The sequence below is a fragment of the Polaromonas sp. P1_E12 genome (assembly GCF_056405975.1).
The window spans coordinates 378,710-405,119 of record NZ_JBFUBB010000007.1; the positions used below are offsets into that span (position 1 = coordinate 378,710).

At 61.5% G+C, this 26,410-nt stretch carries 28 protein-coding genes; 14 read left to right on the plus strand and 14 right to left on the minus strand.

What is annotated here, in order from left to right; translation table 11 throughout:
• Window positions 1-118: 118 nt before the first annotated feature.
• The 7 genes from AC1D13_RS20050 to AC1D13_RS20080 form a co-directional block, all read right to left on the minus strand.
• Window positions 119-700, minus strand: coding sequence for an MOSC domain-containing protein (locus AC1D13_RS20050; protein WP_477666010.1), 582 nt, complete (start codon window positions 698-700; stop codon window positions 119-121).
• Complete coding sequence (locus AC1D13_RS20055) at window positions 697-1,182, minus strand: rod shape-determining protein (RefSeq protein WP_457280872.1); 486 nt, start codon at window positions 1,180-1,182, stop codon at window positions 697-699. The genes AC1D13_RS20050 and AC1D13_RS20055 overlap by 4 nt, the downstream gene beginning before the upstream one ends.
• A 37-nt stretch (window positions 1,183-1,219) precedes the next feature.
• Window positions 1,220-1,732, minus strand: coding sequence for a hypothetical protein (locus AC1D13_RS20060; RefSeq protein WP_477666011.1), 513 nt, complete (start codon window positions 1,730-1,732; stop codon window positions 1,220-1,222).
• A gap of 11 nt (window positions 1,733-1,743) precedes the next feature.
• Window positions 1,744-2,094, minus strand: coding sequence for a GlpM family protein (locus AC1D13_RS20065; RefSeq protein WP_457280874.1), 351 nt, complete (start codon window positions 2,092-2,094; stop codon window positions 1,744-1,746).
• Window positions 2,095-2,163: 69 nt separating this feature from the next.
• Entirely contained in the window at window positions 2,164-2,694 is a 531-nt protein-coding gene (locus AC1D13_RS20070) for a GNAT family N-acetyltransferase (RefSeq protein ID WP_477666012.1), read from the minus strand.
• An 83-nt stretch (window positions 2,695-2,777) separates the two neighbouring features.
• Window positions 2,778-3,551 carry a DUF1223 domain-containing protein gene (locus AC1D13_RS20075; RefSeq protein ID WP_477666013.1) on the minus strand — a complete coding sequence of 258 codons (774 nt, stop codon included), beginning with the start codon at window positions 3,549-3,551 and terminating at the stop codon, window positions 2,778-2,780.
• A 107-nt stretch (window positions 3,552-3,658) separates the two neighbouring features.
• A complete protein-coding gene (locus AC1D13_RS20080) occupies window positions 3,659-4,177 on the minus strand; it encodes a hypothetical protein (protein WP_457280877.1) in 519 nt (172 codons plus the stop codon).
• Here AC1D13_RS20080 and AC1D13_RS20085 point away from each other — a divergent pair.
• From AC1D13_RS20085 to AC1D13_RS20095, 3 genes are all read left to right on the plus strand, one after another.
• Window positions 4,143-4,442: a hypothetical protein gene (locus AC1D13_RS20085; RefSeq protein ID WP_457280878.1), complete on the plus strand. Its 300-nt coding sequence runs from the start codon at window positions 4,143-4,145 to the stop codon at window positions 4,440-4,442. The two genes, AC1D13_RS20080 and AC1D13_RS20085, sit on opposite strands and share 35 nt — an antisense overlap.
• Entirely contained in the window at window positions 4,405-6,768 is a 2,364-nt protein-coding gene (locus tag AC1D13_RS20090; RefSeq protein WP_477666014.1) for a Tex family protein, read from the plus strand. Before AC1D13_RS20085 ends, AC1D13_RS20090 begins: the two co-directional genes overlap by 38 nt.
• A gap of 124 nt (window positions 6,769-6,892) precedes the next feature.
• Window positions 6,893-7,990, plus strand: coding sequence for a patatin-like phospholipase family protein (locus AC1D13_RS20095; RefSeq protein WP_477666015.1), 1,098 nt, complete (start codon window positions 6,893-6,895; stop codon window positions 7,988-7,990).
• Window positions 7,991-8,128: 138 nt separating this feature from the next.
• On the opposite strand, the gene AC1D13_RS20100 is transcribed toward AC1D13_RS20095, so the two are convergent.
• The 5 genes from AC1D13_RS20100 to AC1D13_RS20120 all read right to left on the minus strand — a co-directional run bounded on the left by AC1D13_RS20100 (window position 8,129) and on the right by AC1D13_RS20120 (window position 13,851).
• Window positions 8,129-9,235 (minus strand): porin, encoded by a 1,107-nt coding sequence (locus tag AC1D13_RS20100; protein ID WP_457280881.1) that lies wholly within the window; start codon window positions 9,233-9,235, stop codon window positions 8,129-8,131.
• 463 nt (window positions 9,236-9,698) lie between these two features.
• Window positions 9,699-11,390 (minus strand): hypothetical protein, encoded by a 1,692-nt coding sequence (locus AC1D13_RS20105; protein WP_477666016.1) that lies wholly within the window; start codon window positions 11,388-11,390, stop codon window positions 9,699-9,701.
• Window positions 11,365-12,300, minus strand: a complete 936-nt coding sequence (locus AC1D13_RS20110; RefSeq protein WP_457280883.1) for a glycosyltransferase family 2 protein — start codon at window positions 12,298-12,300, stop codon at window positions 11,365-11,367. The genes AC1D13_RS20105 and AC1D13_RS20110 overlap by 26 nt, the downstream gene beginning before the upstream one ends.
• A complete protein-coding gene (locus tag AC1D13_RS20115; protein ID WP_477690172.1) occupies window positions 12,297-12,749 on the minus strand; it encodes a GtrA family protein in 453 nt (150 codons plus the stop codon). Before AC1D13_RS20115 ends, AC1D13_RS20110 begins: the two co-directional genes overlap by 4 nt.
• Entirely contained in the window at window positions 12,715-13,851 is a 1,137-nt protein-coding gene (locus tag AC1D13_RS20120; protein WP_457280885.1) for an iron-containing alcohol dehydrogenase, read from the minus strand. The genes AC1D13_RS20115 and AC1D13_RS20120 overlap by 35 nt, the downstream gene beginning before the upstream one ends.
• Before the next feature lie 113 nt (window positions 13,852-13,964).
• Here AC1D13_RS20120 and AC1D13_RS20125 point away from each other — a divergent pair, with 113 nt between their 5' ends.
• From AC1D13_RS20125 to AC1D13_RS20140, 4 genes are all read left to right on the plus strand, one after another.
• Window positions 13,965-14,831, plus strand: coding sequence for a 2-keto-4-pentenoate hydratase (locus tag AC1D13_RS20125; RefSeq protein WP_477690173.1), 867 nt, complete (start codon window positions 13,965-13,967; stop codon window positions 14,829-14,831).
• Window positions 14,832-15,800, plus strand: coding sequence for an alpha/beta hydrolase (locus AC1D13_RS20130; protein WP_477690174.1), 969 nt, complete (start codon window positions 14,832-14,834; stop codon window positions 15,798-15,800).
• The gene (locus tag AC1D13_RS20135; protein ID WP_457280888.1) at window positions 15,797-16,654 is read left to right on the plus strand and encodes a YbgC/FadM family acyl-CoA thioesterase; all 858 of its coding nucleotides are present in this window, start codon (window positions 15,797-15,799) and stop codon (window positions 16,652-16,654) included. Before AC1D13_RS20130 ends, AC1D13_RS20135 begins: the two co-directional genes overlap by 4 nt.
• A 71-nt stretch (window positions 16,655-16,725) precedes the next feature.
• Complete coding sequence (locus tag AC1D13_RS20140) at window positions 16,726-18,960, plus strand: O-antigen ligase family protein (RefSeq protein ID WP_477690175.1); 2,235 nt, start codon at window positions 16,726-16,728, stop codon at window positions 18,958-18,960.
• Here the strand turns inward: AC1D13_RS20140 and AC1D13_RS20145 are convergent.
• Window positions 18,942-19,844: an NRDE family protein gene (locus tag AC1D13_RS20145; RefSeq protein ID WP_457280890.1), complete on the minus strand. Its 903-nt coding sequence runs from the start codon at window positions 19,842-19,844 to the stop codon at window positions 18,942-18,944. The two genes, AC1D13_RS20140 and AC1D13_RS20145, sit on opposite strands and share 19 nt — an antisense overlap.
• A gap of 30 nt (window positions 19,845-19,874) precedes the next feature.
• The gene (gene ygfZ, locus AC1D13_RS20150) at window positions 19,875-20,825 is read right to left on the minus strand and encodes a CAF17-like 4Fe-4S cluster assembly/insertion protein YgfZ (RefSeq protein WP_457280891.1); all 951 of its coding nucleotides are present in this window, start codon (window positions 20,823-20,825) and stop codon (window positions 19,875-19,877) included.
• An 84-nt stretch (window positions 20,826-20,909) separates the two neighbouring features.
• Here ygfZ and mltG point away from each other — a divergent pair, with 84 nt between their 5' ends.
• The 7 genes from mltG to AC1D13_RS20185 all read left to right on the plus strand — a co-directional run bounded on the left by mltG (window position 20,910) and on the right by AC1D13_RS20185 (window position 26,383).
• Window positions 20,910-21,917 (plus strand): endolytic transglycosylase MltG, encoded by a 1,008-nt coding sequence (mltG, locus tag AC1D13_RS20155; RefSeq protein ID WP_457280892.1) that lies wholly within the window; start codon window positions 20,910-20,912, stop codon window positions 21,915-21,917.
• Between the two features lie 148 nt (window positions 21,918-22,065).
• The gene (gene tmk, locus AC1D13_RS20160) at window positions 22,066-22,758 is read left to right on the plus strand and encodes a dTMP kinase (protein ID WP_457280893.1); all 693 of its coding nucleotides are present in this window, start codon (window positions 22,066-22,068) and stop codon (window positions 22,756-22,758) included.
• Window positions 22,755-23,873 carry a DNA polymerase III subunit delta' gene (locus AC1D13_RS20165; RefSeq protein WP_457280894.1) on the plus strand — a complete coding sequence of 373 codons (1,119 nt, stop codon included), beginning with the start codon at window positions 22,755-22,757 and terminating at the stop codon, window positions 23,871-23,873. The genes tmk and AC1D13_RS20165 overlap by 4 nt, the downstream gene beginning before the upstream one ends.
• A gap of 66 nt (window positions 23,874-23,939) precedes the next feature.
• Complete coding sequence (locus tag AC1D13_RS20170) at window positions 23,940-24,314, plus strand: PilZ domain-containing protein (RefSeq protein ID WP_457280895.1); 375 nt, start codon at window positions 23,940-23,942, stop codon at window positions 24,312-24,314.
• Between the two features lie 118 nt (window positions 24,315-24,432).
• Window positions 24,433-25,230: a TatD family hydrolase gene (locus tag AC1D13_RS20175; RefSeq protein WP_457280896.1), complete on the plus strand. Its 798-nt coding sequence runs from the start codon at window positions 24,433-24,435 to the stop codon at window positions 25,228-25,230.
• A complete protein-coding gene (locus AC1D13_RS20180; RefSeq protein ID WP_477666022.1) occupies window positions 25,227-25,898 on the plus strand; it encodes an ankyrin repeat domain-containing protein in 672 nt (223 codons plus the stop codon). Before AC1D13_RS20175 ends, AC1D13_RS20180 begins: the two co-directional genes overlap by 4 nt.
• Before the next feature lie 146 nt (window positions 25,899-26,044).
• Window positions 26,045-26,383, plus strand: coding sequence for a hypothetical protein (locus AC1D13_RS20185; protein WP_457280898.1), 339 nt, complete (start codon window positions 26,045-26,047; stop codon window positions 26,381-26,383).
• Window positions 26,384-26,410: the final 27 nt, after the last annotated feature.

Below are 26,410 nucleotides of genomic sequence, written 5' to 3' on the forward strand. Positions count from 1 at the left end.
GGAGCAAGTATGAGGGAAGCGAAATACCCGTGCTGGTGCGCGGTTGGGCGGCGGGATTCGAGGCCTCGAATAATGCCAAAAATGCCCGCAGACCTTACTGGACGTGCGCAAGCAGCTATTAAATCAATAGCGGCTGGGTCTGGGGCTCCTGATCGGGTTCGGCGGGTTCACAGGCAACAGCATCCCCCACGCGCAGTAAACCGCCCTGCAACACACGCGCCGTCAGCCCGCCGTGGCCGCGCATGGCGTTGTAGCCGCCCGGGCCCAGCACTTCCTCCATGCGCGAACAGGGTTCGCACGGGCCGGTGATTTCCAGCACCACATCGCCGATGCGCAGCGCCATGGGTTGGTCCCTGAAGAGCGATTTCGCAGCCAGCAGGTTCAGGCCCGACACCACCAGGTTGCGCCTAAGGCTCGCGGTATCCACCGTGCCAAGCCGCATCAGCGCCGCCAGCACAGGCAGGTGCTCGGCCTGGATCAGGGTGACCTGGCGCTTGCTGCTTTCCGGGCGAATGGCGGGCGCCGCAGCGCTCCGGTCGCCTTCCAGCCCACGGCCGGCCAGCGCCGTCACAGTTGCCACGCGGAGCACCGGGCTGCGGCGGGCGGGCCTCAGCAAAATCTGCTCAAGCCGCCCTTGGTGGGGGAATTGCCGGGTGAGCGTGCGCAGGTCACTGATGCCCGTGCCGGCGGTGGCTGTCATTCCAGTACCTGTCCCGCGGAAGGGTAGCTGCGCGACAGCACCTGCTCGTCTGTCAATTCCGGGCCCTGCCACATGGTGACTTCTGAAGCGCCGGCCCCCAGGGCCATCTCATGGAGGGCCCGTATTTCCACCTGGGTGAAACCACCCGCGGGCTCCCCTAGAGGATGGAACACCATGCGGGGCGCGGGAGCCAGCACGTGGCTGGCCTGAAGTTTCCGGACGAATGCCTTCAGTACCTGCTCACCGTGGGTGAAGTCGGACACCATGGAGCGCGGGTGGCTGAAAGGATTGATGACCTGTGCCGACTTGCTCGATTTATGCAGGGCAGCGTCATTGCCCGCACCCAGCACTTTGGGCTTGGGGCTGCGGGAAATCGCAATTTCGGGCACTTCGGAAATGAAAGCGCCCGTTTTCACATTGCGCACCGTCAGCCGGTAAGGCGACAGGCGAATGTACAAAGGTGGCTTGATGAAGTCGAACATGGTCAAGGGCGGCGGTTGAATTCAGTGAGCCTGGTGCTCATGACAATACGGCTTTCAGCGCGGCCAGGAGCCGCGCAGCTGCCAGCTTGACCCGCATCTTGAAACGACGGGCCATGCGCCATGGCAACGACGCCCTGGCCTGGGCCATGATTTTGTCCTTCCAGGCTTTCCAGGGGGTGTAGAGCCGCGCGAACCACGGCATTTGCATGAGTGCAGGCTGGGTCAGCTGAAAGAGGCGTGCGGCCAGCGCGGTTCCGGTGAGTTTGGCCGCCAGTATCAGCGCCAGGCCGACAGTCACATGCCCCAGGCCGAACAGGTAAAGCGCCAGCAGCTTCACCGGTATCAGCGCCAGCACCGGCACGCTGAAGGCGAGCAGGGCAGCCCAGGGCGGCAAGCGGATGATCCAGCGCTCCAGCCGCCCCCACCAGGGCAGGCGCCCCAGTGCTGCAAAGCCGGCGGCCAGCGGCTCCCAGCCCCATTCTTCAAACAGCAAAAACAGCGCGACAGGCGCAAGCAAAACGACCCGCAGCACTTTTTTGAATTTGCCCATATCTGTTTTCCTTAAAGCGCCGAAGGGTAGGCACGGCTCCAGCCGAGCAGCAGCACACCCGCTGCAAGCACCCAGGCCAGTGTGGCGCAGGCGAGCGTGACGGGCAGTGTCGCGCGCACGCTGAGCCAATACACCACCAGCAGATAAACCGCATAGGGGATGAGCGACCACAGGCCAAACAGTGCCGTGGTACGAAGGTCAGCCGCGGAGCGTTCGCTGCCCACGATGTAGTGCGCAATCAATGCAAAGGTGGGAAACAGCGGCACCAGCCCGGCGATGAAAAAGCTGCGCGACCGGGAAAGAAGGGCAATAACCAGCACGGCAAGCGCACCCAGCAGGCATTTAAGAAAAAGTGAAAGCATCGATCGAAAAGAAAAAAGAATGCAGGGACGTGGCCGCAACAGCACGGACCCACAGTTTATCGAAGGGCACTATGGACGCCCCTCGGCCTGTATCGCCTGCATGCCGTTCAGCGCTTCCCTGCGCATGGAAAAAATGCTGTCGTTCGAAAGCTCAGGCACCACTGCAAAGCCGAGGCCTTCGTAGACGGTCAGCGCAGGGTGGTTGTCACGGTACACGCGTAGTGTGAAAGCTGTGGCACCGGTGTTACGAGCCGCTTGGGCCATTAGCAGCCTGCACAACATTGAACCCAGGCCCTGGCCGCGCGCGTGGGGCGCCAGGATGATGCGGGCCAGATGGGCAACACCTGCCTCACGCACCCAGAACTGCCCAAAGCCCAGCGCCTCTGCCGGCCCCCGGCTTATGACAAAGCTGAAGGCGCCGGGTTCAGCCAGCAGTACCGGGAGTCGCTCGGGCTCAAACGGAAACTTCAGCTTGGGGCCGGCCCAGCGCAGACAGGTGCTGGCGTCCTGGACCCAGGTGGCCAGCGCCGCATAGTCGGCGGCCCCGGGCGGCCGCAAGGCCAGCGAAGGAGCGCAGGGCGGTGATTGCGGGGAATCCATGGCGCCATTGTGCGGCAAGCCCGAGGCCTCGCGTTGCCCCGCCTATACGGTGCGCCAGGCGGTAGTCCTTCAGTGGCCGTGCTTTACGCGGCACATTGAAGGCTGACGGCCTGCAGGGTCTTGCCGGTTTGAGGGTCGAACACCACGAGATTCACCTGGCGCTCATGGCCCTGGGTCGCGGCTATGCTGCGAAAGGCCAGTTTTTGCGGCCCGGTTCCACTGCTTTTGTATTCCCCTGCCTGGGTGTACTGGCGCACCACGAAGTCGTGTTGGAGAACTTCGCCGGCGTTTTCGCCGGCTTTCACCCTGGAATTGTGCCCATGCTCGGTGACGGTCCAGTAGGCTGACCAGGACGGTGACACCTGCGGTGCGGGCACCGGGGTGACACTGGCTTCAAACTGGCCCGGCCCGAGTTGCCTGAGTACGATGCTGGCGCGCGCGGGTTCCTTGCTGTCGGCAGGCCTGCCACCCCAGCGAGGCCAGTCTTTGCCGTTGAGTACGGCCTGCGGTGTATAGATGCTGCGCAGATTGCTCCTGGACGCTATTTCGCGTTGCCGGCTGGTGTAGGCGGGCGCGGCAAAACGGTCAACCCAGCCGATGTAGTCCCAGTAGCCGACATGAAAGGCTTGCACCACGGCCCCACTGCCTTTCAGCGACGATGCCCATTTGTCAGCGGGCGGGCAGGAGCTGCAGCCCTCAGAGGTATACAGCTCAACAACCGGCGTGATGGTCGGCCCTGAGCTGATGGCACAAGCGTTTTGTGCGGACAACGCGCTGGACGTCGATGCCATCAGGACGATTGCGATGATCAGCGGGGTGTTGCGGCGGGAAGGCCGTGGGGGCGCGGTGTGCAGCATGAGGGTCTCCGTGGATTTGCAGACCCCCATTGGTCGATGGACTTCGCCGGTTCTTACACCTGCCGGGCTTGGTTAACAAAGACGCGGCACAACCGGTATTCAGGCACTTAAACCAGCGGCATGGTCTCCGAGTCTTTTTCCAGGTGCGGAATGCCGCCATGCCGCTCAAGCCTGTCCTGGAGCTGGCCCATGTGGGCGGCCATGGTGTTGTCCGACTGCTCCAGCCGCGCCAGCAATGCCTGTTGCTGCTGCGAGAAGCGTTCGGCCAGCACAGTGGCGGCGGCGGCTTCCCGGTGCTGTGCGGCCAGGGCCTGCACCTCCAGGTAGCTCCGCAGTTCGGTAAAACGCGAGGCCTCGGCCTTGTCAGCCAGCTCACGCTGCGTGTTCAGCTCGCGTGCGTAGCGCCGGGTTTCCAGCAAGTTGGTGCTTTGCATGTAGAGCGTGGAGGCCAGAAACACCACCGTGGCAACCACCAGCAAGAGCAGCATCACGAAGCCCAGCGACACCTCCACGGTGGTAAAGCCCAGGCTGAGCATGCTCACACGGCTGAATTCATCGACATTGAGGGCCACAAAGCCCGCCAGCAGCAGCATGGCCACCACCAAAAAAATCGTGCGAGTCCGCATGTGTGTCTCCCCTGAAAATGTAAGAAATTGCTTTAAGCCAAGGGCCATTATCAGAAGCAAAACAGCGCTGGTGCTGTGGGACAATGCCGACCCTTGGCGTCAGTTTGTACTCGGCGCACCGATAACGGCTCTCTGCCAGGGCAGGCTGCATCGCCGGGCGGGCATTTGCCCCTTTATCGACCTTCTTTTGCTTCTTTTTCCGAGCTTTTTCGAACATCTCTTTCAATATGCAGAAAATCATCCGCCAGATCGCGGCAGAAATTAAAGTCCAGGAACACCAGATCAAGGCAGCCGTCGAGCTGCTTGACGGCGGCGCCACGGTTCCCTTCATCGCGCGCTACCGCAAGGAAGCCACCGGCGGGCTGGACGACATCCAGTTGCGCGAGCTGGAATACCGGCTGGGGTACCTGCGCGAGCTGGAAGAGCGACGCGAAGCCGTGCTCAAAAGCATTGAAGAGCAGGGCAAGCTCACGCCCGAGTTGCGTGCAGCCATAGAGTTTGCCGCCACCAAGCAGGACCTCGAAGATCTTTACCTGCCCTTCAAGCCCAGGCGCCGCACCAAGGGTCAGATTGCGCGTGAAGCCGGCATCGAGCCGCTGGCCGACAAGCTGTTTGCCGACCCGTCGCTGGTACCTGCCGACGAAGCCGCGGCCTTTGTGAAGGCCGAAAAGAACGAAAGCGGTGACGACTTCACCACCGTGCAAGCCGTGCTCGACGGCGTGCGCGACATCCTCAGCGAACGCTGGGCCGAAGATGCCGGCCTGGTGCAGTCGCTGCGCAACTGGCTCTGGAGCGAGGGGCTGTTCAGCTCCAAGCTGGTGACCGGCAAAGACGAGAACAACGCCGACAACAGCAAATTCCGAGACTACTTCGACTACGACGAGCCGATTGGCCGCGTGCCTTCGCACCGTGCGCTGGCAGTCTTTCGCGGCCGCGGGCTTGAGATCCTGGATGCCAAGCTGGTACTGCCTGAGCAGGCCGAGCCCGGCAAGCCCAGCATTGCCGAAGGCAAGATCGCGCTGCACCTGGGCTGGAGCCACAAGGCGCGACCAGCGGATGATTTGATCCGCAAGGCCGTGGCCTGGACCTGGCGCGTCAAGCTCAGCCTCTCGCTCGAGCGCGACCTCTTTACCCGTTTGCGCGAAGAGGCCGAGAAGGTCGCCATCAAGGTCTTTGCCGACAACCTGCGCGACCTGCTGCTGGCAGCGCCCGCCGGCCCGCGTGTGGTGATGGGCCTGGACCCGGGTATTCGCACCGGCGTGAAGGTGGCCGTGGTCGATGCCACCGGCAAGCTGGTGGAGACCTCTACCGTCTATCCGCATGAACCGCGCAAGGACTGGGATGGCTCCCTGCACACGCTGGCCAGGCTCTGCGAAAAGCATGGCGTCAACCTGATCGCCATCGGCAACGGCACCGCCAGCCGCGAAACCGACAAACTCGCCGCCGACCTGATCAAGGGAATGGCCAAGGTGGAACAGGCCATTGAAAAAGTCGTGGTCAGTGAGGCGGGTGCCTCCATCTACTCCGCCAGTGAATTCGCCAGCCAGGAAATGCCCGACGTGGATGTGAGCCTGCGCGGCGCGGCCAGTATTGCGCGACGCCTGCAAGACCCGTTGGCCGAGCTGGTCAAGATCGACCCGAAATCGATCGGCGTTGGCCAGTACCAGCACGACGTGAACCAGAGCGACCTGGCGCGCAGCCTCGACACCGTGGTCGAAGACTGCGTGAACAGCGTGGGCGTGGACCTGAACACCGCCAGCGTGCCGCTGCTGGCGCGCGTGTCGGGCCTGTCGCAAACGGTGGCCAAGTCGGTCGTGCGCTGGCGTGATGCCAACGGTGCCTTCGCCTCGCGCGCCGACTTGCTCAAGGTGACCGGCCTGGGCGCCAAGACTTTTGAGCAGAGCGCGGGTTTCCTGCGCCTGCGCAGCAGCAGCAACCCGCTGGACATGACAGGGGTGCACCCCGAAACCTACCCGGTGGTTGAAAAGATCATGGCCCACACCGGCAAGCCGGTGGCCGAGCTGATGGGCCGGGCCGAGATGCTCAAGACCCTGAAGCCCGAGCTGTTTGCGAATGAACAGTTCGGCGTGATCACCGTCAAGGACATCATTGCCGAACTGGAAAAACCCGGCCGCGACCCGCGCCCCGACTTCAAGGTGGCCCGCTTCAACGACGGCGTGGAAGACATCAAGGATTTGAAGGAAGGCATGACGCTGGAAGGTACGGTCAGCAACGTGGCCGCCTTCGGCGCCTTCATTGACATCGGTGTACACCAGGACGGCCTGGTCCACGTGAGCCAGCTTTCCAACAAGTTCGTGAACGACGCGCGTGAGGTCGTAAAAACCGGCGACATCGTCAAAGTACGCGTGACCGAGGTCGATGTGGCGCGCAAGCGCATTGGCCTCACCATGAAACTCGACGCCGCACCGGCCCGCCGCGACGGCCCGCGTGACAACCGCTTTGAAAGCGCGCGCCCGCCGGGCGGGCAAAACCGCGGCGGCAACTATGGAAGCCGCCCAGGCGCGCCACAACCGGCCGCCGCGACCGCCATGGAGTCGGCCTTCAGCAAGCTGGCGGCACTGAAGAAATAACAATGCGCACGCCGCCAGGTCGCCAGAAAGACATGAATTGACCCGTTTTTAAGGTTAAATCAGGCCCTGCCGCTTGACTGGCGGGCGCAACCAGCTATCAAAATAATAGCAACCATCTACCCCCATGCAAGCCCTCCGCATTTACGCCGGTCCCAAGGCACGCCGGCATATCGAGCAAAACGGCCTCAGGCCAGCAGACATTGCCGTCGTACCCGGGGCGGCGGGCGGGCCCAAGGGCTTGATCCTTGGCGCACTGGACCGCTTTATCTTTGGTGACTGGCTGGCGCAAAGCAGCCATCCGGTGGACCTGGTCGGCGCGTCCATAGGCGCATGGCGCATGGCCACGGCCTGCCTGGACAACCCTGAGGCCGCATTCCAGCGCCTCGAAACCGATTACATCCACCAGCATTACGAACTCAAGCCCGGGCAGAAGCGCCCGACCGCCGACGCCGTCAGTGAGCAGTTCGGCCAGAGCCTGAAGGTTTTCTACGGGGGCAGGGTGAAGGAAGTGATTGGCCATCCCCGCTATCGGCTGCACATCGTCACCTCGCGTGGCCGCCACATGCTGGGCCGTGAGCACAAGGTGGCCACGCCGCTGGGCTACTTTGGCGCGTTCCTCACCAACAGCCTGCACCGCAAGGCCATGGGCGCATGGCTGGAGCGCGTCGTGTTTTCCACGCAGAACGCCTCCCTGCCGTTTTCAACTGCCGACTACCGGACCCGCCAGGTGCCGATGGACGAAGCCAATTTTCAGCCGGCACTTCAGGCCAGCTGCTCCATCCCTTTTGTGCTGCGCTCCGTGCACAACATCCCCGGCGCGCCGCCCGGCGCCTACTGGGACGGCGGCATCACCGACTACCACCTGCACCTGAACTATCACCGCGGGGGCACGGCAGGGGAGGCGGGGTCATCGCCGGGATTGGTGCTGTACCCGCATTTCCAGAGGGCCGTGGTGCCTGGCTGGCTCGACAAGGGCCTGAAGTGGCGGCACGGAGCCACACATTTTCTGGACAACATGGTGTTGCTCGCCCCCAACCCGGAGTGGATCAAAACCTTGCCCGGCGGCAAGCTTCCGGACCGCGCGGACTTCATGCGCTACGGCCCCGATATCCACGCACGCATACGCGCATGGTCGCAGGCCACATCGAAAGCCGGGCAGCTTGCGGAGGAATATGCCCGGTGGCTGGAACATCCGGACATGAAGCTGGTTCATCATTTATGAACCGGCCATGAACCGGCCGGAATGCGCGCCTCGATGCGGTGTTTCCCCGGCGAGGCGCTCATAAAAAAGCCGCATGACGTGGCACGTCATACGGCGATTCCAGATCGCTGCCAGGCACCTCAGCCTGGAGCGGAAGCCTCAAAACACGTGTGCAATACCCGCGTACAGCGACTTCGGGCTTTGGCCGACCGCCGAGAGCGCCAGGCCAGCCGAACTGCCACCGCCGCCGCTGATGGTGTAGCCTGCGTTGGCCTGGTTGCTGATCCTGGTCGCGCCGCCGTAGATCGTGGTTCGCTTGGACAGCGGATAGTCGTAGCGCAGGCCTATGGCCTTGGAATCCGAATTCGCCGTGGTCTTGTTTTTGAGCTGGCCGTAGGTGGCGATCAGCTTGCCTACGCCGACAGGTGCCGAGGCGCCGATCTGGTAAGCGTCGAGCGCGGGCGCACCAGTCGTGTCGCCGCGACGACGTACAAAGATGGCAGACGGCTTGATGAACCCGAAATCGTAGGAGACGGCGACATCAGTGTATTTATCGGTATTGCCGACTATGTAGATGGTTTTTTCCGTCAGGTAGCTGACTTGCGCCGCAAGCGTGCTGCTGCTGTAGCCGGCTGCGATGTTGAGCACGTTGCCGGTGGACTTGGGTTGGCCGCCCGCGCCGGTCGATTCGCCGAAAGCATAAAACACATTGGCCTTGAAACCGCTCCAGGTCGGCGTTGTGTACTGGATGGAGTTGTCCCGGCGGGTGGTGGCGTCAGAGAGCGAGCCACCGTTGATGCCTACGCCCGGCCCCGCGTAATAGTTCAGGGCGCCGGACATCGTGAATCCGGCGGGGTCAAAAGCCGCCATGGTTCCAAAATGCGGCGTGTACTGGCGGCCGATGTTGACGGCGCCGAAGTCACCACTCAAGCCCACGGTCGCCAGGCGCTGAAACATGTAACTAGCCCCAGTCGGCACAGTGCTGGTGGGGATGGTCGCAGTACCTGTGCCAGTGCCTGTGTCTGTTAAAAAGCCGGCCTCCAGCACGAAATTCGCCTTCAGGCCGCCGCCGAGGTCTTCCGTACCGCGAAACCCGAAACGTGAACCCATGGCACCCCCGCTGGAGACGCGTGTCACATTGCCGTTGCCGGCAGACGCGACTTCCAAATAGGTATCAACCACGCCATACAGCGTGACGGAGCTTTGGGCCTGAGCGGCGCAACTGGCAGCGGACAGCACGGAAAGTGCAAATAGTTTGGTCTTCATCAGGTCTCCTAATGTTGTTGATATAAGCGTGCTTATCGATTCGACGCAGCCCTACAGGTCCCATGCACTGTTGTTTGCGGACAGCAAACACCGCGTGAAATCGCTAATCACTGCATGAGGTTAATGGGGTTTTAGTTATAAAAAATAAGTAAATAGTCTCTTGTCAACAATGACATTTATGGTTATAAAAAGTAATTAAATGATTTTGCGACTGATTCTTCGGCCAGAACGCAGCCTGGCTGCTAGCTACTGATCTGGCCCGAATTGCGAGTGATGCTGCGCGAAGGCAACTTCAGCCCGGCGTCCACCGCATTCCCGGCGCTACGAGAGCGGTGGGACCTCATCATTGCCCGCACTTCGCGATGCTTCTGAACTGATGGGGTGGCGCATACATCGGGTGGGTCCGATTTGGCAGATAGAGACATGGTGGGCGGGTGCGACCTGGCGCACCCCCAGCGGGAGCTCAGCGCCAGGCGGAGCCGGCGTCCGGGCAGTCGCTCGACACGGCTCTGACGGTCGCTGCCGGCAATGTCGCACGCTGGTGTTCGGCTCGCCACAACACATCCCAGACACCAAGATCAGCCAACTGAAGCCGCACCGTGCTGCGGCAATGCCGATTCCAGTCGTAGCCGACCATGAGATTGAGCCGGTCGCTTGCGGCTCGCGAGGCTGGCGCTTGTTCGGCCAGCTCGCGGCGTGTTTTTTCGCTCCAGGCTTGTATGGCCGGAACCTCGGGCAGCAGGTGTGCCGACCAGCGTGTTTCGCCGTAGGCTCGCAACAGCAGGTCGTTCGCCTCATAGACCCGGCCGAGGTAACCGGCATGCGCATCGACAATCAGGTCAACCTCACCGCCGGGCGGCGCCGGCCGCGCCGCCAATGCTTTGACGATGCCGTGCTCCTGCGCGATTCGTTCAAGTTTTTTCCAGTGGCCAGCCATGCCGATCAGGAGGTTCACCGCGATCATCAGTACCAGGGCGCCGCGCAGTGTCGCGCCCGGCACCGTCGCGCGTTGGACCAGTGCGACGCAGCAGCCCGCAAACAGCGCAATGACAACCATCGGTAGCAATAGATGCCGCGCACCCCATTCGCCGTACCAAAAGCTCAACGGCGCCTGGCTTGAGGCCGTCGCGAGCACCGCGGAGACGGAAGTCGGCGACGGCAAATGAACGACAAACAACGGGGAGCCGAGCCCGACCACCACATAGGGGGCCATGGCCGCCAGCGCGAGCAATCCCAGTAGCGCCATCGGCCGCCAACCGGCTCGCAGCGCGGTACCGAACGACTTCTCGCCGGCAGCCCGGCGATGCCAGCTCGCCACGAGGCCGGGCAACAAAGGCAGTAGCAGCAGGAACCAGGTTGCGAACAGTGCCAGATATTTGAGGTAACTCAGCATGCTGCTCAATGCGAGGGGATCGAGAAACTGGTTGTAAGCGATGTACGCGCCGACTGGCCGCCAGATCACCCGCGTAGCGGCAAACGCGGCAATCGCAGCGAACACCAGAATCACCGAGCGGACATAGTTCCAGCGGGACCTGTCACGGGCAAACAGCCAGCGACCGGATTCCAGCGCGATCAAAAAAGCACAGTTCGATGCGAGCTGGAACGACAGCAGCACCAGCAGCAGCCCGAGACTGGCTTGCATGCGTCCGGGCGCGTGGAACAAACGGTAGCCCGCCAATGCGAGAAACACGCAGGTGATATGGCCGAGCATTGGCGTGTAGCTGAAGAAAACATACCAGAGCGGGAAGCTCAATACGACGGCAGGCAACCATGCGGCAACCGCCGGTTCAATGTTAAAGACGTCCTCCCCAAGGCGGCGTACTTCCCAGGCGATACCGAGCGCCATCAAGATGATCCAGAGCTTGAAAAATATCCAGGGTGGCAGCAATGGCTGAAGCGCATCGGCGAGGTAAAAGAGGCCGTAGGTCAGGTACCAGTTGCTGTCGAGCAGCCAGCTTCTGAGCGTGGCCCAGTCGTGATTGGCCAGAGCGTGGGCGCCGATGACACCATCCCACATTTCAGTCGACGACAGCCAGATTGGTGCAGGTCCGAGCAGCAGCGCGAACACGGTCCAGAAAATTACGCTACCGAATGGGGTTGTCGGTCCGGCGCGGCCAGCCTCGGCCGCCTTAATCATCGAAATTAATGCGTTCACGTTCGACGACGAGCGGACGTTTCATGACATGGGTCAGGATCGCGCCGACATATTCTCCGAGCAAGCCTATAAAAAACAGCTGTACCGATGCGAAAAAGAACACGCCTATCAGTACCGGTGCCGTGCCCATCGAAAACTGGTTCCAGAACAGCAGTTTGAGTAACAGATAGACGAGGGAGACCAGCAAGCTCAAGCCCGACAGAGCAAAACCGATCATCGTTGCGAGCCGTAACGGCACGCGCGAGTGAGAGGTGATGCCGAGCATCGCAATATCGTAGAGCGTATAGAAGTTGTTTTTGGTAATGCCCCGCAGGCGCCGCGGCTGGTTATAGGGGATTTGCACCGCCTCGTAACCAACCTCGGAAACAAGGCCGCGCAAATAAGGATATGGATCGTCGATGCGTCGCAGGACCTCCAGTACCTTGTGGTCGTACAGGCCGAAGCCCGTGAAATTCTGGATCAGCTTGACGTCGGCGATCTTTGTGACGGTACGGTAATAAAGGCGGCGCAGCGAGAACATCAGCGAGGACTCTTCGGAGCTTGGTTTCACGCCGACAACGATTTTTTCGCCGTCAAGCCAGTGCGCGACAAAATCTTTCATAAGTGCCGGCGGATCTTGCAGGTCTGCCACCAGCAGGATCGCAGCGTCGCCAGTCGCCTGCAGCAGTCCATAGTAGGGTGAGCGGATATGGCCGAAATTGCGCGCGTTCAGGATGACCTTGACCTTCGGGTCGGCGGCTGCCAGTTTGCGTAGCAGCGCTTCGGTACGATCAGTCGAACAGTTATCGATAAACAGGTGTTCGTAACTGACGCCCTCGATTTCACCAAACACCGCGCGAGTTTGCGCATAGACCTCTTCGACGTTGTCCTCTTCGTTATAGCAAGGGGTGACTACTGTGATTTTTTTCATGGCATGGCGAAGACGAATTTCTGTTGCATCTTATAGGCGATCAATGCAAGCGGGAGCAGGACTATCGCGTTGGCGGAATAAAGATTGAGACCTGCCGCCAGCAAAAGTGCAACCCCGCCCACATTAAGCCCGTAAATCAGGACATAAACCGCGACAAAACGCATGAGCCTGCTGCGGGGTGCGCCGTCGAATACGAGTCGACCGGTGGTCTGAAAGTTAAACGCGATCCCGGCAACGGTCGCCAGTCCGATCGCTACGGGATATGGCATGCCAAGCAAGCTCAGAATTGCGAACAGTCCGTAACCGAAACCGGTATTGAGCAGGCCGACTGTCAAAAAACGCAGAAATTTTGAAATTGGCAATTCAAGCAAACCTTGGAAGCTGGGCAGAACGTATTTTCCCCCCAACCCTGCGCTACATCGATTTTTCGAGCATGAGGCGGTAATCATTCATGTCGGCGATGCGTGGATTGGTCTTATGGCAATGGTCAGCCAGCGCGCCGTCGATGATCCTGCCGAAACTTTGCGGCTGCACGCCCATTGCTGCGAGGCCGTCAGGCAACCCCAGCCGTGCGTTCATCTCGCGGATGGCATCCGGAATGTCGGTGCCCGAAGCAAAGCCCATGGCACGCGCCATGCGGTCGAGGCGCCGGTCCTTCTGCACCGATTCGGCGGCCGCATTGAAGTCGACGACCACAGGCAGAAACATGGCATTCAGCGTGCCGTGGTGCAGGCGCGGGTCGACTCCGCCCAGGCTGTGGCTCAGCGAATGCACGCAGCCCAGTCCTTTCTGGAACGCCATGGCCCCTTGCATGGAGGCGCTCATCAGGTTGAAGCGGGCGTCCCGGTCACTGCCATCGCGCGTGGCCCGTTCGATATGGGCCCAGCCGCGTTCCAGGCCGTCCAGCGCGATGCCGTCGGCCGGCGGGTTGAAGGCGGCTGACATGAAGGTCTCCATGCAATGCGCAATCGCGTCCATGCCGGTGGCCGCTGTCAGTTTGGCCGGCAGGCCCAATGTGAGTTCCGGATCGCAAATCGCCGTTTTCGGCACCAGATGCCAGGAATGAAACCCAAGCTTGCGGTGGTCATCCACAATAATGATGGCCCCGCGGGCGACTTCGCTGCCGGTGCCGCTGGTGGTGGGTACGGCAATCAGCGGGGCCGCGCGGTCCGTGATTTTCAGTGAACCGCCTTCAATGGTGGCGTAGGTCGTGAGCGGGCCTTCATGGGTTGCGGCAATCGCCACGCCTTTGGCGCAATCAATGGCTGAGCCACCACCGACCGCGATCAGGCCGTCGCAGCCGGCGGACTTGTACAGCGCGGCGGCTGCGCGAACGGCTGCCTCGGTGGGATTCGAAGGGGTTTGGTCAAACACCGTCACCTGCACACCGGGCAGCGCGTCAATCGCTTTTTGCAAAATACCTGCAGCCTTGACACCGGGGTCGGTGACGATGAGCGGACGGGTGATGCCGACACGCTCACATTCCTGCTTGAGCAATTTGATCGCGCCGAATTCAAACTGGATCTGGGTGACGTAATAGATAAAGGCCATGGTTTTGCTGTCTTTCGCGTTGTACGATGCTGGGCGGTTTTCCCGTGCCGCCCATCTTGCCCCAATCGGTTGCCCCAATCGGCTTGGCCCTACTTTAATAGCTGGAGATGCCCATGAATTGCAAGCAAACCCTGATGCTGGTCACCTTGGCGATAGCGGCTCTTCAGGCCAGGGCCGAATGTCTGAGCGATGCGCAAGTCGGCGACCTGGCCGAAAAGATCGCCGCCAGACAGCCTGCGGCAAACCCGGAAGGTCTCAACGAAGCCGATGGCGCTTGTACCCGCGCCAAACTCAATGCGCTGCTGGAAAAACGCCACGGCAAAGTGGTCGGCTACAAGGCAGGCCTTACCAACCCGGCGGTACAAAAACGCTTCAACTACGACCAACCCGTGTGGGGCAAGCTGTATGAGGGCATGGTGCTGCCCGGCGGGTTTGTGGTCGATGCGGCCTTTGGCGCGCGTCCGCTTTTTGAGGCCGACATGCTGGTGCGTGTCAAAAGTGCAGCCATCAACCAGGCCCGGACACCCCGGGACGTGCTTGAAGCCGTTGACCAGATCATTCCCTTTATCGAATTGCCCGACCTGGTCGTGCAGGCGCCACCCCGGCTCAATGGCCCGGCGGTCAGTGCCATCAATGTCGGTGCCCGGTTCGGTGTGGCCGGTACGCCCTTGGCCGTGCCCGTGACGAGGGCAGAGCGCTACGCCATGCTGGGCATGCTGGAAAACATGACCGTCGTGCTTGCAGACGGCAGCGGTGCAGAACTGGGAAGAGGCAAGGGCAGCGACATCCTCGGTCATCCCCTCAACGCAGTCGTCTGGTTAGCCGGCGCCCTGGCCAAGGAAGGTCTTGCCATGAAGCCAGGCGATTTGATCAGCCTGGGCTCGTTTTCACCCCTGCTACCCCCCAAGGCAGGGTTGACCGCCACAGCGACTTACCAGGGACTGGCCGGAGCGCAGCCTGTGTCGGTAACATTCAAATAAATGCGCCGCACCTCCCCTGAAGACTTGCTGACTCCCGCGATGCGGAATGTACTCAGCCGCATGGCACGGGCCAGGCGCCCACCGTTTCATACGCTCACCCCCACAGGGGCCAAAGCGGCATACGAGGCAGGTGCCGGCGTGCTGGAAATTCCCAAGCCGGCCTTGACGCGAGTCGAAGACCTGCTCATTCCCGCCAGGGATGGCTACAGCCTGCCTGCGCGCCTCTACGCCTCCTCAACTGACCGCCTGCCGGTGCTGCTTTACTTTCATGGCGGCGGCTTCACCATCGGAAGTGTGGCAACGCATGACGTGCTGTGCCGGCAGCTCAGCCACCTGTCAGGTTGCGCGGTGATTTCCGTGGACTACCGGCTGGCACCGGAGTACAAATTTCCTGTAGCTGCCCATGATGCCTGGGATGCCCTGCAGTGGCTGACGGTACGGTCAACCAGCCTCGGTCTTGACGAAACCCGTGTGGCGGTCGGCGGCGACAGCGCGGGCGGCACGTTGGCAACCATGTGCGCCATCCTGGCCCGCGATGCCGGTTTGCCGCTGGCGCTGCAGCTGCTGTTTTACCCCGGTTGCGCCGCCCGCCAGGACACACCGTCGCACCGGCTTTTTGCCGGTGGTTTTGTGCTCGAGGAAGCTGATATCACCTGGTTTTTCAACCACTATGTGCGAAGCCCTGCCGACCGCGAAGACTGGCGCTTCGCGCCGCTCAATGCGCCGGATGTGGACGATGTGGCCCCTGCCTGGCTGGGCCTGGCAGAGTGCGATCCCCTGATCGACGAAGGGGTGATGTATGCCGACAAGCTGCGCGCGGCCGGCGTGCCGGTCGACCTGGAAATCTACCGCGGGGTCACGCACGAGTTCATCAAGATGGGGCGCATCATTCCCGAAGCGCGGCAAGCCCATGCGGACGCGGCTCGGGCGCTGCGCCTGGCATTCAATCTTTCGGACAATAAACCATGAAACGACAGGAATTCCGATTTTTTCACCCGCTGCGGGTTCGCTGGGCCGAAGTGGACATGCAAAAAATCGTGTTCAACGCGCATTACCTGATGTACTTCGACACTGCCATCACCGACTACTGGCGCGCGCTGGCACTGCCGTACGAGGAAACCATGCACAAAATGGGCGGTGACCTGTACGTGAAAAAGGCCACACTGGAATACCACGGCTCGGCACGCTTTGATGACCGGCTCGATGTTGCGCTCAAGTGCGCACGCATCGGCAATTCGTCCATGACATTCATAGGTGCGGTGTTCAGGGCCGATGAACTGCTCATTACCTGCGAACTCATCTATGTGTTTGCCGATCCCCTGACCCAGACGTCCCGGCCCGTGCCAGATGCGCTGCGCAATCTGCTCGTGGGCTTTGAGGCCGGTGAGGCCATGGTGAACATCAGGACGGGTGATTGGGCCACCCTGGGCGCCGACGCGGCCAGGGTCCGCACGGCCGTGTTTGTGCAGGAGCAGGGCATTCCGATGGAGATGGCGTGCGACGAAGCGGACAACCCGGCCGTGCACGCCGTTGCCTATAACGGGTTGGGAGAGGGCATTGCGACCGGGCGGCTGGTGCGGCAAGCCGATGGCACGGCGAAGATCGGGCGCATGGCGGTGCACAAGGCGCTGCGCGGAGCTCACCTTGGCCAAAATCTTTTGAACGCGTTGATGGACGCCGCCCGGGATCGCGGAGACCACGAGGTCATGCTGCATGCGCAGCGCAGTGCGGAGGGCTTTTACCGGCGCCTTGGCTTTGAGGCCCGGGGTGAGCCTTTCGAAGAAGCCGGCATCTCCCATGTTGAGATGGTCCGGGCACCGTAACGGCGTTGTTGGTGCATGCCGTCGCCTGTGCGTGCGGCCTGTTTCAAACACTCAGAAAGCTGATCGATCTCATGACCCCCAAAAAAACCGGCCCCGATGCGCAGGGGCATCCCACCGTCGCAGGTACGGTAGCCAAGCTGGACCCTGCTGACTCACCCGGCGCGGACTCCATGGCGGCCCTGCCTGCAGAGGTGGCGCAGGGCGGCTGGATCACCGTGCTTCTTGCTTTCATGATGTTTGTGACGCCGGCAATTGGCGTGCCTCATGAAGAAATGCTGCAGGACACGCTGAAATCCATGATGGTGTCGTTTTCGGCGATCAGTGCCGGCCTGATTTTCTTCTGGCAGCAGCGCCACCGGCAGGAGCCCCTGCGTTGGCATGCCCTCATGTGGTTACCCCTGTCGCTCATGTTTTACGCCCTGGCAAGCATGCGGTGGTCACACGCCTATCTCGGTGGCGTGGAGGCCATCCGGTGGTTCGTCTTCAGCCTGCTGCTGTGGCTGGGGCTCAATACCCTGTCAAGGGACCGGTTGCCTCATTTGGCCCTGGGGATTCATGCGGGCGCCCTCGTGGCTTCGCTCTGGACCGCACTTCAGTTCTGGTTTGATTTCACTTATTTTCCGCAAGGCCCGAATCCAGCGTCCACTTTTGTCAACCGTAACTTTTTTGCCGAATTTGCGGTCTGCACCATTCCTTTCTCCTTCTATCTACTGATGCGGGCACGGAACTCGCTGCAAATATCCCTGCTGTCCTTGACCAACGGCTTTGTCGTCGTGGCGCTCATGATGACAGGGACGCGTGGGGCCTTGATGGCGTTATGGCTGCTGCTGATCTTCGTACTGCCGCTCATCGCCATGCGCTACCGCCGGCAACTGGCGATTTCTTCGTGGCACCTCGGTCAAAAATTGTTGGCATGCGGGCTTCTGGCGGCCACCGTCCTCGCTTTGGGTTTGATCCAGACCGGTAATCCGAAACTGACAGCAGAGGCCCGGGGCAACACGGCTTTCGAGCGGGCCTTCAAGCGTACGGCAACAATTTCCGTCGATGACAATTCCTTGGGCGTGCGCTTTGTGATGTGGAAAGCGACATCGCGGATCATCCAGGCTCATCCGCTAAGAGGCGTTGGCGCCGGCGCCTGGGAAGTGGATGTTCCGCTGTACCAGGCCGATGGCACGCAACTTGAAACCGACTATTACGTCCACAACGAGATCCTTCAGTTGCTGGCCGAATACGGCCTGGTGGGCTGGATGTTCCTGCTGGCCCTTCTTGGCTATCTCAGCATCGCCGCGTGGAAAACGCTCAGAAACCGGGGATTCGGGTGGTTGCAGGAGGCCCCGGAACGTGCGCTTGTCCTGTCCAGCTTGCTGGCGCTTTTGATCGTCAGCAATATCGGTTTTCCCTGGCGCATGGCCACTACCGACGCAATCTTTGCACTGGCGCTGGGGTTCCTGACCGCTTCCGACGCCCGCCTGGGCGTTCAAGGCAAGTTTGCCGCCCAACAACTTTCCTGGAAGCCTGTGTACTCGAAGTTGCTGGGCATCACTTTAATGTTTTGCCTCGCGCTGGCGATCTATATATCGCAACAGGCCGCCATGGCGGAAAGCAGGATCGTCAGGTCCGTCAGACTGGCACTAACCATCACGCAGTCCGGGGATGTCAACAACCCGCGCTGGAACGCCACCAAGCTGGAAATATTGGAGCTGGTCAAAGAAGGCACCCGCATCAATCCCCACTACCGCAAGCTGACGCCGATGGTGGCTGACGAATTGGCGCGCTGGGGCGACTGGCCAAACGCCGTCTGGATCTGGGAGTCTGTGGTGTCTTCGCGTCCGTACGTGGTGGCCCTGCTGACGAATATTGCCCGTGGGTATGCCCAGATGGGAGCCATGGACAAGGCTTTCGAATACCTGGAGCGCAGCAAGAACCTCCAGCCGAAAGCGGCTTCAGTCCGATCGCTGGAAGTCGTCCTGCTGAGCCGGTCGGGGAGAACGGCAGAGGCCCAAAAGCTGGCCAAACAATACCTGGCAGAAGGTATTTATGACTATGACCTCCTGGATGCCGGGTGGGTACTGGGTGTGAAAAACGGCGACTTGGATCTGGCCATCCAGAGCATGGAACTGCGTAACAAAAGCTTTCCTGACCAGCAGGTCGACGGGCTGGTCAAACTGGGCTACCTCTATGCCATCCGGAAAAAAGATGACGCGAAGGCGTTGATGTTCTACAAGGCGGCCATGGCCGCATCACCCGAAAAAGACAAGGAAGCCACGCGTCAGCGTATTCCCCCCGACTACCGGTCCAGGCTCTGAGAAGCGGGTGCGGCTTTCTGCCATTGAACAGTGAACCGGTGCGAAACGGGATACGCCGGCTGATGGTGATGGCTGGACTCTTCAGCTGACGGGCTCACGTACGTATGCTCCTCGACCTGGACATCCCATCGCGTTGACAGATCGGCTGGATCTGCTGCTGCCAGCAGCACGGTGCTGCTCCGTGTGCCGTACGCATGGTCCGGAAAATCCACAAAGGCACTGGACAGAGCTTCTTCCAGCGCCAACGGCACACCGGTGGCTGGAAGGTCTTCGCGCGGCGCGCGCTGGCGATTACCCAGAGCTGACCACAGCGATGCCTGAAGCTCCGTTGCTTCCAGGCCTGAGCTCGCCATCAGCGCGGCGTGGAGGGAGCGTTTGAGTTCCAGGGTTTTGGGCCACGGCGTATCCAGTGCCGCATTGGACAACCCATAGAGACCTGGTGGCAGAGCCTGAAGATGCAGGCTTGAAGCGCCAGACACCACGGCCGGCTTGTTCGTCACCCAGGCCCAGACGTTCCGCTGAAAATCGCCAACCACCAGGTTAAAGCCTGCGTAGTCCGCGCCTTCTTCTTCGAGGGCTGAAGCAAAACCTGCCGCATCATCGCGGCTTTCCAGCCAACGTGTTACCAGTTCCCCCCGTGAGCGAGCTCCGGTATCCGCACGGGCTCCGCGCACATTGGTGAGAAAAGCGATCCTGCCGCCCGGAGTCATGCCCATCCAGGTGCCGCCGGCACGCAAGTCGCGGCCTGAGAGGACTTCTTGCCCCGAAGCGGTTTGCCAGCGGGCCAGCGGCAGCGTCGGCCGGTCCAGGAATTCATCGCGGTTGGCCGCAATCAGGAGCGGCCAACGCTCCGACACGCCAATGGCAAACGCGATCAGGCACATGTCATGAGCCCCACGCCCCAGTGCCGCGCATCAGATGTCTTCGAGCAGCGCGTAGGGCAGGGGAAGCAGGCTCAGGGACTCGCCCGTGGCGCTTCCCAGTGTCAACCGGCCATCTCCGGCATCGGCGGCGGCAGAGGTTTGCATCGATACGATGGCGTCAAAGCCGCCAGCAGGATTGGCAGCTGCCGCGGCGACCAGCCCGCAAGGCTGTCCTGCGTCCGAGGCGTGAAACACCTCCTGGCCCACGGTTGGTGTTCCGGCGGTATGGACAAGGTATGCGCGCCGTTTGAGCGTGCCGCGGAACTGGCTGCGCGCAACGATTTCCTGGCCCGGGTAGCAACCCTTTTTGAAGTTCACCCCTCCGACGGATTCGTAATTCAGCATTTGCGGCACAAAGGCCTCAAAGATGGGCTGCGTGATCATCGCGATACCGGACTGCACGTCCAGCCAATGCCACAAGGCGCTGTCGATGCGTGGGCCTTCGGGAGCGGGTGAAGCGGCAGGTGCGCACCAGATCGCACGCGGCTGGCCCGCGCCGGGCTGCAAAAACACCATATTTGCATCACAAAAATCGGCTTTTGACCATACAGGACGAGCGCCACCAGCTATCGAATCCATAGCAGATCCGGTGACGCCGTAGAGCGCAAATTCGGCGCTGGCATCGGTCAGTCTGGCCTTGGCACGCAGCACAAACATCGACAGGCGCTTGAGTGTGGCGGGCAGGATGTCGCGGCTGCACAGCAGCAGCGCGTCCTGGCCGGCATCGCTGCTGCGCTTGAACACCACAAAACTGGCCTGCATCCGGCCCTTGGCATTGCAGAAAGCCGCCAGGCGCGCTTCGCCGGCCCCCATCTGGGCCACGTCCTGGGTCAGCTGGCCCTGCAAAAACGTGACGGCATCTTCACCGGAGGCACGGATGACACCCAGGTGCGCAAGTTCGGTGATGCCGGAAATCAGGTGAGCGGCAGGAGGCAGGGTCATGGGGCGTTCACATTCGATGAGGAGATGGGCTGAATTATCATAGGCTCGAGGTTTTGTGTTCTGTACAGAAAAGGTAGCTGGGTTGTGCGTCGTGTCTTTACAAGTCTGTTGATACTGGTATTTGCCGGCACCCTGCTGTTGTTTGGCGCGGGTTTGTGGTGGCTGCACGAGCCGATTCCCCTGCGGCTGGCCCCCGGCAGCCAGGTCGTAGACCTTGAAATCGAGCCCGGCACGCCCGCCAGCGGCGTGGCCGAGGTCATCGTGGCCAGCGGCGCCGATGTCCCGGCCCTGTTGCTCCATGCCTGGTTTCGCTTTTCGGGCCAGGCCCGGCTCATCAAGGCCGGCAGCTACGAGCTGGTGCCCGGCACCACGCCGCAAAAGCTGCTCGCCATGCTGGTGCGCGGCGATCAAGCCCTCAAAAGCGTCACGCTGGTGGAAGGCTGGACCTTCAATCAGGTGCGCGCTGCGCTACAAAAAGCAGAGCAGCTTGCGCCCGACACGCTTGGCCTGGCGCCCGAAGTCATCATGCAAAAGCTGGGAAGGCCGGGTGTGCACCCCGAGGGCCGTTTTTTCCCCGACACCTACACCTACGCCAAGGGTTCCAGCGACCTGGCCGTGCTCAAGCGCGCGTCACGGGCCATGGACAAGCGGCTGGACGCTGCCTGGGCGCTGCGAAACCCCGACACACCGCTGAAAACCCCTGACGAGGCCCTGATCCTGGCCAGCATCGTCGAAAAGGAAACCGGCAAGCCGTCGGACCGCTCCCAGATCGGCGGCGTTTTCACCAACCGGCTGCGCCTGGGCATGCTGCTGCAGACCGACCCCACCGTGATTTACGGGCTCGGCGACAAGTTCGACGGCAACCTGCGAAAACGCGACCTGCTGACTGACACGCCCTACAACACCTACACCCGCGCCGGTCTGCCGCCCACCCCCATCGCCATGCCGGGCAAAGCTGCCTTGCTGGCCGCCGTGCAGCCGGCACCGACCAAGGCCATTTATTTTGTGGCGCGCGGCGACGGCACCAGCCATTTCAGCAGCAGCCTGGATGAGCACAACCGTGCGGTGAACAAATATATAAGAGGCCAGTAATAACTATGGCCCCCACGCTTGTCGCTTCGCGTACTGCGCTGCCCCCCGAGGGGGCGCTGCGCCTGCGGCCCGGCAAAGCCGGTTCCGCGGCCCTGGCTTGCGTGTCACTTTCGCTCAGTTGGCGGCTTGGCGTTACGCGAATGACATCATGAGTAATAGACCTCTGAGCGGCCTTTTCATCAGCTTCGAAGGCATAGACGGTGCCGGCAAGTCCACGCACATTGCCGGGCTGGCCGATGCCTTCAAGGCCGAGGGCAGGGCGGTGACGCTGACACGAGAACCCGGGGGTACGCCGCTGGCCGAAAAACTGCGCGCCATGGTCCTCAATGACGCCATGGACCCGCTGACCGAAGCCTTGCTGATTTTTGCCGCACGGCGCGACCACCTGGTGAACGTGATTGCACCGGCGCTGCTGCGCGGTGACGTGGTGCTGTGCGACCGTTTCACCGACGCCACTTTTGCCTACCAGGGGGCAGGGCGCGGTTTTGACCTGAAGCTGCTCTCAACGCTGGAGCGTTGGGTTCAATCCGACGAAGGGCTGCTGGGCGACCCCGCCGGCAATTCACCCATGAAGCCCGAGGTGGAAACCGTGATCGAGCCGCATTTGACGGTATGGTTTGACCTGGCGCCTGAAGAAGCGGCCCGGCGGCTGACGGGCGCGCGACTGCCCGACAAATTCGAGGCGCAGCCGGTGGCATTTTTCCGCCGCGTGGCGCAAGGCTACGCGGACCGGCAGAAAAATCATCCGGAACGTTTCGCCCGCATTGACGCATCAAAAAGCCGCGATGAAGTCTGGCAGGCCGTGAAGCAGGTGTTTATTGCCAAAGGCTGGTTGTCATGAGCGTTCTGGATACTTTGCCGGCGACAGCCGGATCCAGCAACCCGCGCCTGGCGCCGTGGCTCCAGGCGCAACTTGAAAGCCTGCTGGCCCAGCGCGGCCATGCGTGGCTCCTGAGCGGACCTTCGGGTTTGGGGCAGTTTGAACTGGCGCTGGCACTGGCGCGGGCCTGGCTTTGCGAAGAAGCCACGCCGCAGGGGGCCTGCGGGCACTGCGGCAGTTGCCACGCGGTAGATGTACACACGCATGCGGACCTTTGCATGCTGATGCCCGAAACCCTGTCGCTGGCGCTCGGCTGGCCGCTCGACGAAAAGACGCAGGACGACCTGGACAGCAAGAAACGCAAGCCCAGCAAGGAAATCAAGGTCGATGCGGCGCGCGAAGCCGTGTCTTTCACCCAGTTCACACGGTCACGCGGCACCACCAAGGTGGTGCTGGTGTTCCCGGCCGAGCGCATGAACAACGTCACGGCCAATACCCTGCTAAAGACACTGGAAGAGCCTCCAGGCGCCGTCAAGTTCATCCTGGCCACCGAGGCCGCGCACCAGTTGCTGCCCACCATCCGGAGCCGGTGCCTGGGCCACACCATGGTCTGGCCGGACTTTGACCAGGCTCTGGGCTGGCTCCAGCAGGAAATCACGCTGGCAGGTGACAGCGCCGGTAGCACCAAAAAAGCCGTGGCAGCGCCAAAAGCCGCCGAATTGCAAACCTTGCTGGTGGCCGCGGGCGGACGACCCGCCGACGCGCTGAGCTGGGCGCAGAACAACCCGCCCGCGGAAGCTGCCCAACATTGGCAGGCCCTGCCCAAAGCCATGGCGCGCGGCGACGTGAGCGCGCTGTCGGACTGGGCGCCAGCGCAGGCTGTGGATGCATTGCAAAAGCTTTGCCACGATGTACTGGCTGTGCGCATGGGTGCGGCGCCGCGTTTTTTTCACGCGGGCGATCTTCCGGCGGCCCTTCCCGCTGCGGCCGGCAAGACGGGTGGCGGGCTTTACGCCCTCGCAAGCTGGTCCAAAGAGCTGGCGGCCATTGCCCGCACGGTGGAACACCCCTACAACCCGGGCCTGATGCTTGAATCGCTGGTCAGCCGCGCCCGCACAGCGCTGAATGCGAAATAAACCTAAACCGTTTCTTTTATGCTGCAATTGCAGACGCCTTCGCAGGCAAACCGATAAACTAGCGCCATGAGCACACCACCGCCCGCCAGTTCGGCCGCCACCGCCCGCCCCAGCGTTGTCCAGCTGGCCATCAAGGAAAAAGCAGCGCTTTATGCCGCCTACATTCCCTTGTTCACGGAAGGCGGCGTTTTCATTCCGACTGCACGCGACTACAAGCTGGGCGACGACGTCTACGTCCTGCTGACGCTTCCCGAAGATACGCAGCGCTATCCGGTGGCCGGCAAAGTGGCCTGGGTCACACCCGCAAGGGCGGCCGGCAACCGCACGCAAGGCGTCGGCGTCCGGTTCCCGTCGGACGATAAATCCCGTCTCCTGAAGATCAAGATTGAAGAAATCCTCGGCGCCCACCTGGCGTCCGACCGCCCCACACAGACCATTTAGGCCCTGCTGGCCACGGCCGGCCACATCGGCAAGCGCCGTGGTTGCTATGGTATTTATAGCTGCTTGCGCAAGACCAATAAGGCTTGCAGCCTTTTTTGATACCTAACTTTGTACCGCGATGTTCACTGACTCCCATTGCCATTTGAGCTTTCCGGAGCTTCAGGCCCAATTGCCGCAAATCCGCCAGGCCATGCAGGCCGCCCAGGTTGACCGGGCGCTGTGCATCTGCACCACCCTGGAAGAGTTCGAAACTGTTCATGGATTGGCCACGGCCTACGACAATTTCTGGGCAACCGTCGGCGTGCATCCCGACAACGAAGATGTCCGAGAGCCCAGCCTGGACGACCTGCTGACACGCGCCAGCCTGCCCAAAGTGGTCGGCATTGGCGAGACCGGGCTCGACTATTACCGGCTGGGTGACCGGACCGTAGCGGACATGGAATGGCAGCGGGAGCGGTTTCGCGTGCACATCCGGGCAGCTCGCCAGACCGGCAAGCCCCTGGTGATTCATACCCGCAGTGCTTCCGACGACACCATCGCCTTGTTGAAGGAGGAGGGCGGTAGCGCTGGAGAAGCGGGCCGCGCCACTGGAGTTTTTCACTGCTTTACCGAAACCCAGGCGGTGGCTCGCGCTGCGCTTGACCTCGGGTTTTACATCTCTTTTTCCGGCATCCTGACCTTCAAGAATGCGGCGGATTTGCGGGAGGTGGCCCGATTTGTCCCCCTGGACCGCATGCTGATTGAGACCGACAGCCCCTACCTCGCGCCCATGCCGTACCGCGGGAAAACCAATAATCCTTCGTATGTTCCCCTGGTGGCCAAGCAGATCGCGGAGCTCACCCAACAACCCATCCAGGCCATTGCAGAGGCCACCAGCCGCAATTTCGAGCAGCTTTTCAGCGGGGTTAAAGCATGAAAAATAACCTCATAAATTACTTTAAGAAAGCAATTATTGCCGTTGTTTTTTATGGGATTTCTTCGGCAAATGCAGGGTCGTACGATGATTTTTTCATCGCCGTCAAGCGCGATGATCCCCGCACTATTCAGGCACTGCTGCAGCGGGGGTTTGATCCCAACACACCTGACCCAAAAGGCGAGCGTGGGCTCTTTCTCGCGCTGAAGGAGCCATCGCTCAGAGTAGCGCAGGTATTGGTTGACTGGCCCAAGACCGACGTCAACACCCTCAACGACAAGGGGGAAAGCGCGCTCATGCTGGCTGCCCTCAAGAACCATCAGGGCCTGGCTGAGAAGCTGGTCAAACAGGGCGCCGACGTCAACAAGACCGGCTGGACGCCACTGCATTACGCCGCCAGTGGCGGGCACCTGGCCATCATCAGCCTGCTGCTGGAAAACAGCGCCTATATTGATGCCGAGTCTCCCAACGGCACTACCCCGCTGATGATGGCAGCCATGTATGGCACAACTGCCGCCGTGAAGCTTCTGCTGGAAGAAGGTGCCGACCCGCAACTCAAAAACCAGCTGGGTTTGACGGCCTTGCAGTTTGCCGAGCAAGGCAACCGGCCTGACGCCGCAGCAGCGATCGTGGCAGCCATTCGCGCAAAAAGGCCTGCCGGAACCTGGTGAGTCGACCTGCCTGACACCAGATTTGATCTCAAGAGAGGTAGGGGAAAGTTGTGGTCCGATGTGGCGGCGCCGTCCGACTTGACGCAACCCACATAAGACATATGCTTTAAGCCACGTCTCTGATCCGGAGCGTGCAGGAGAAACTCATGACCTCTTTGAAATGCGCAATGGCGCTGTCCTTAACGGCCTTGGCCGCGCCAGCCATGGCGTGCTACACCGTTTATAACCCCAGCAACCAGATCCTTTATTCCGGTGAGGCGCCGCCCATAGACATGAGCTACCAGATCCACGAAAAGCTGCCCGCCGTCTTTCCCAGTGGCCATCTGATTTTTGACACGAGCAACAATTGCCCATCGATAGACGTACGCCGTGCCGTACCGCAACTCACTAATGTCGCGCTTGTATCGGCCGCACCCGCTCCCAGGCAAGCACGTCAGATGACGCGCGCCCAGCGCGAACGCGCGCTCGATTCCCAGACGAAATGAGCACGAGCAGTACGCCGCTTTAGTTTG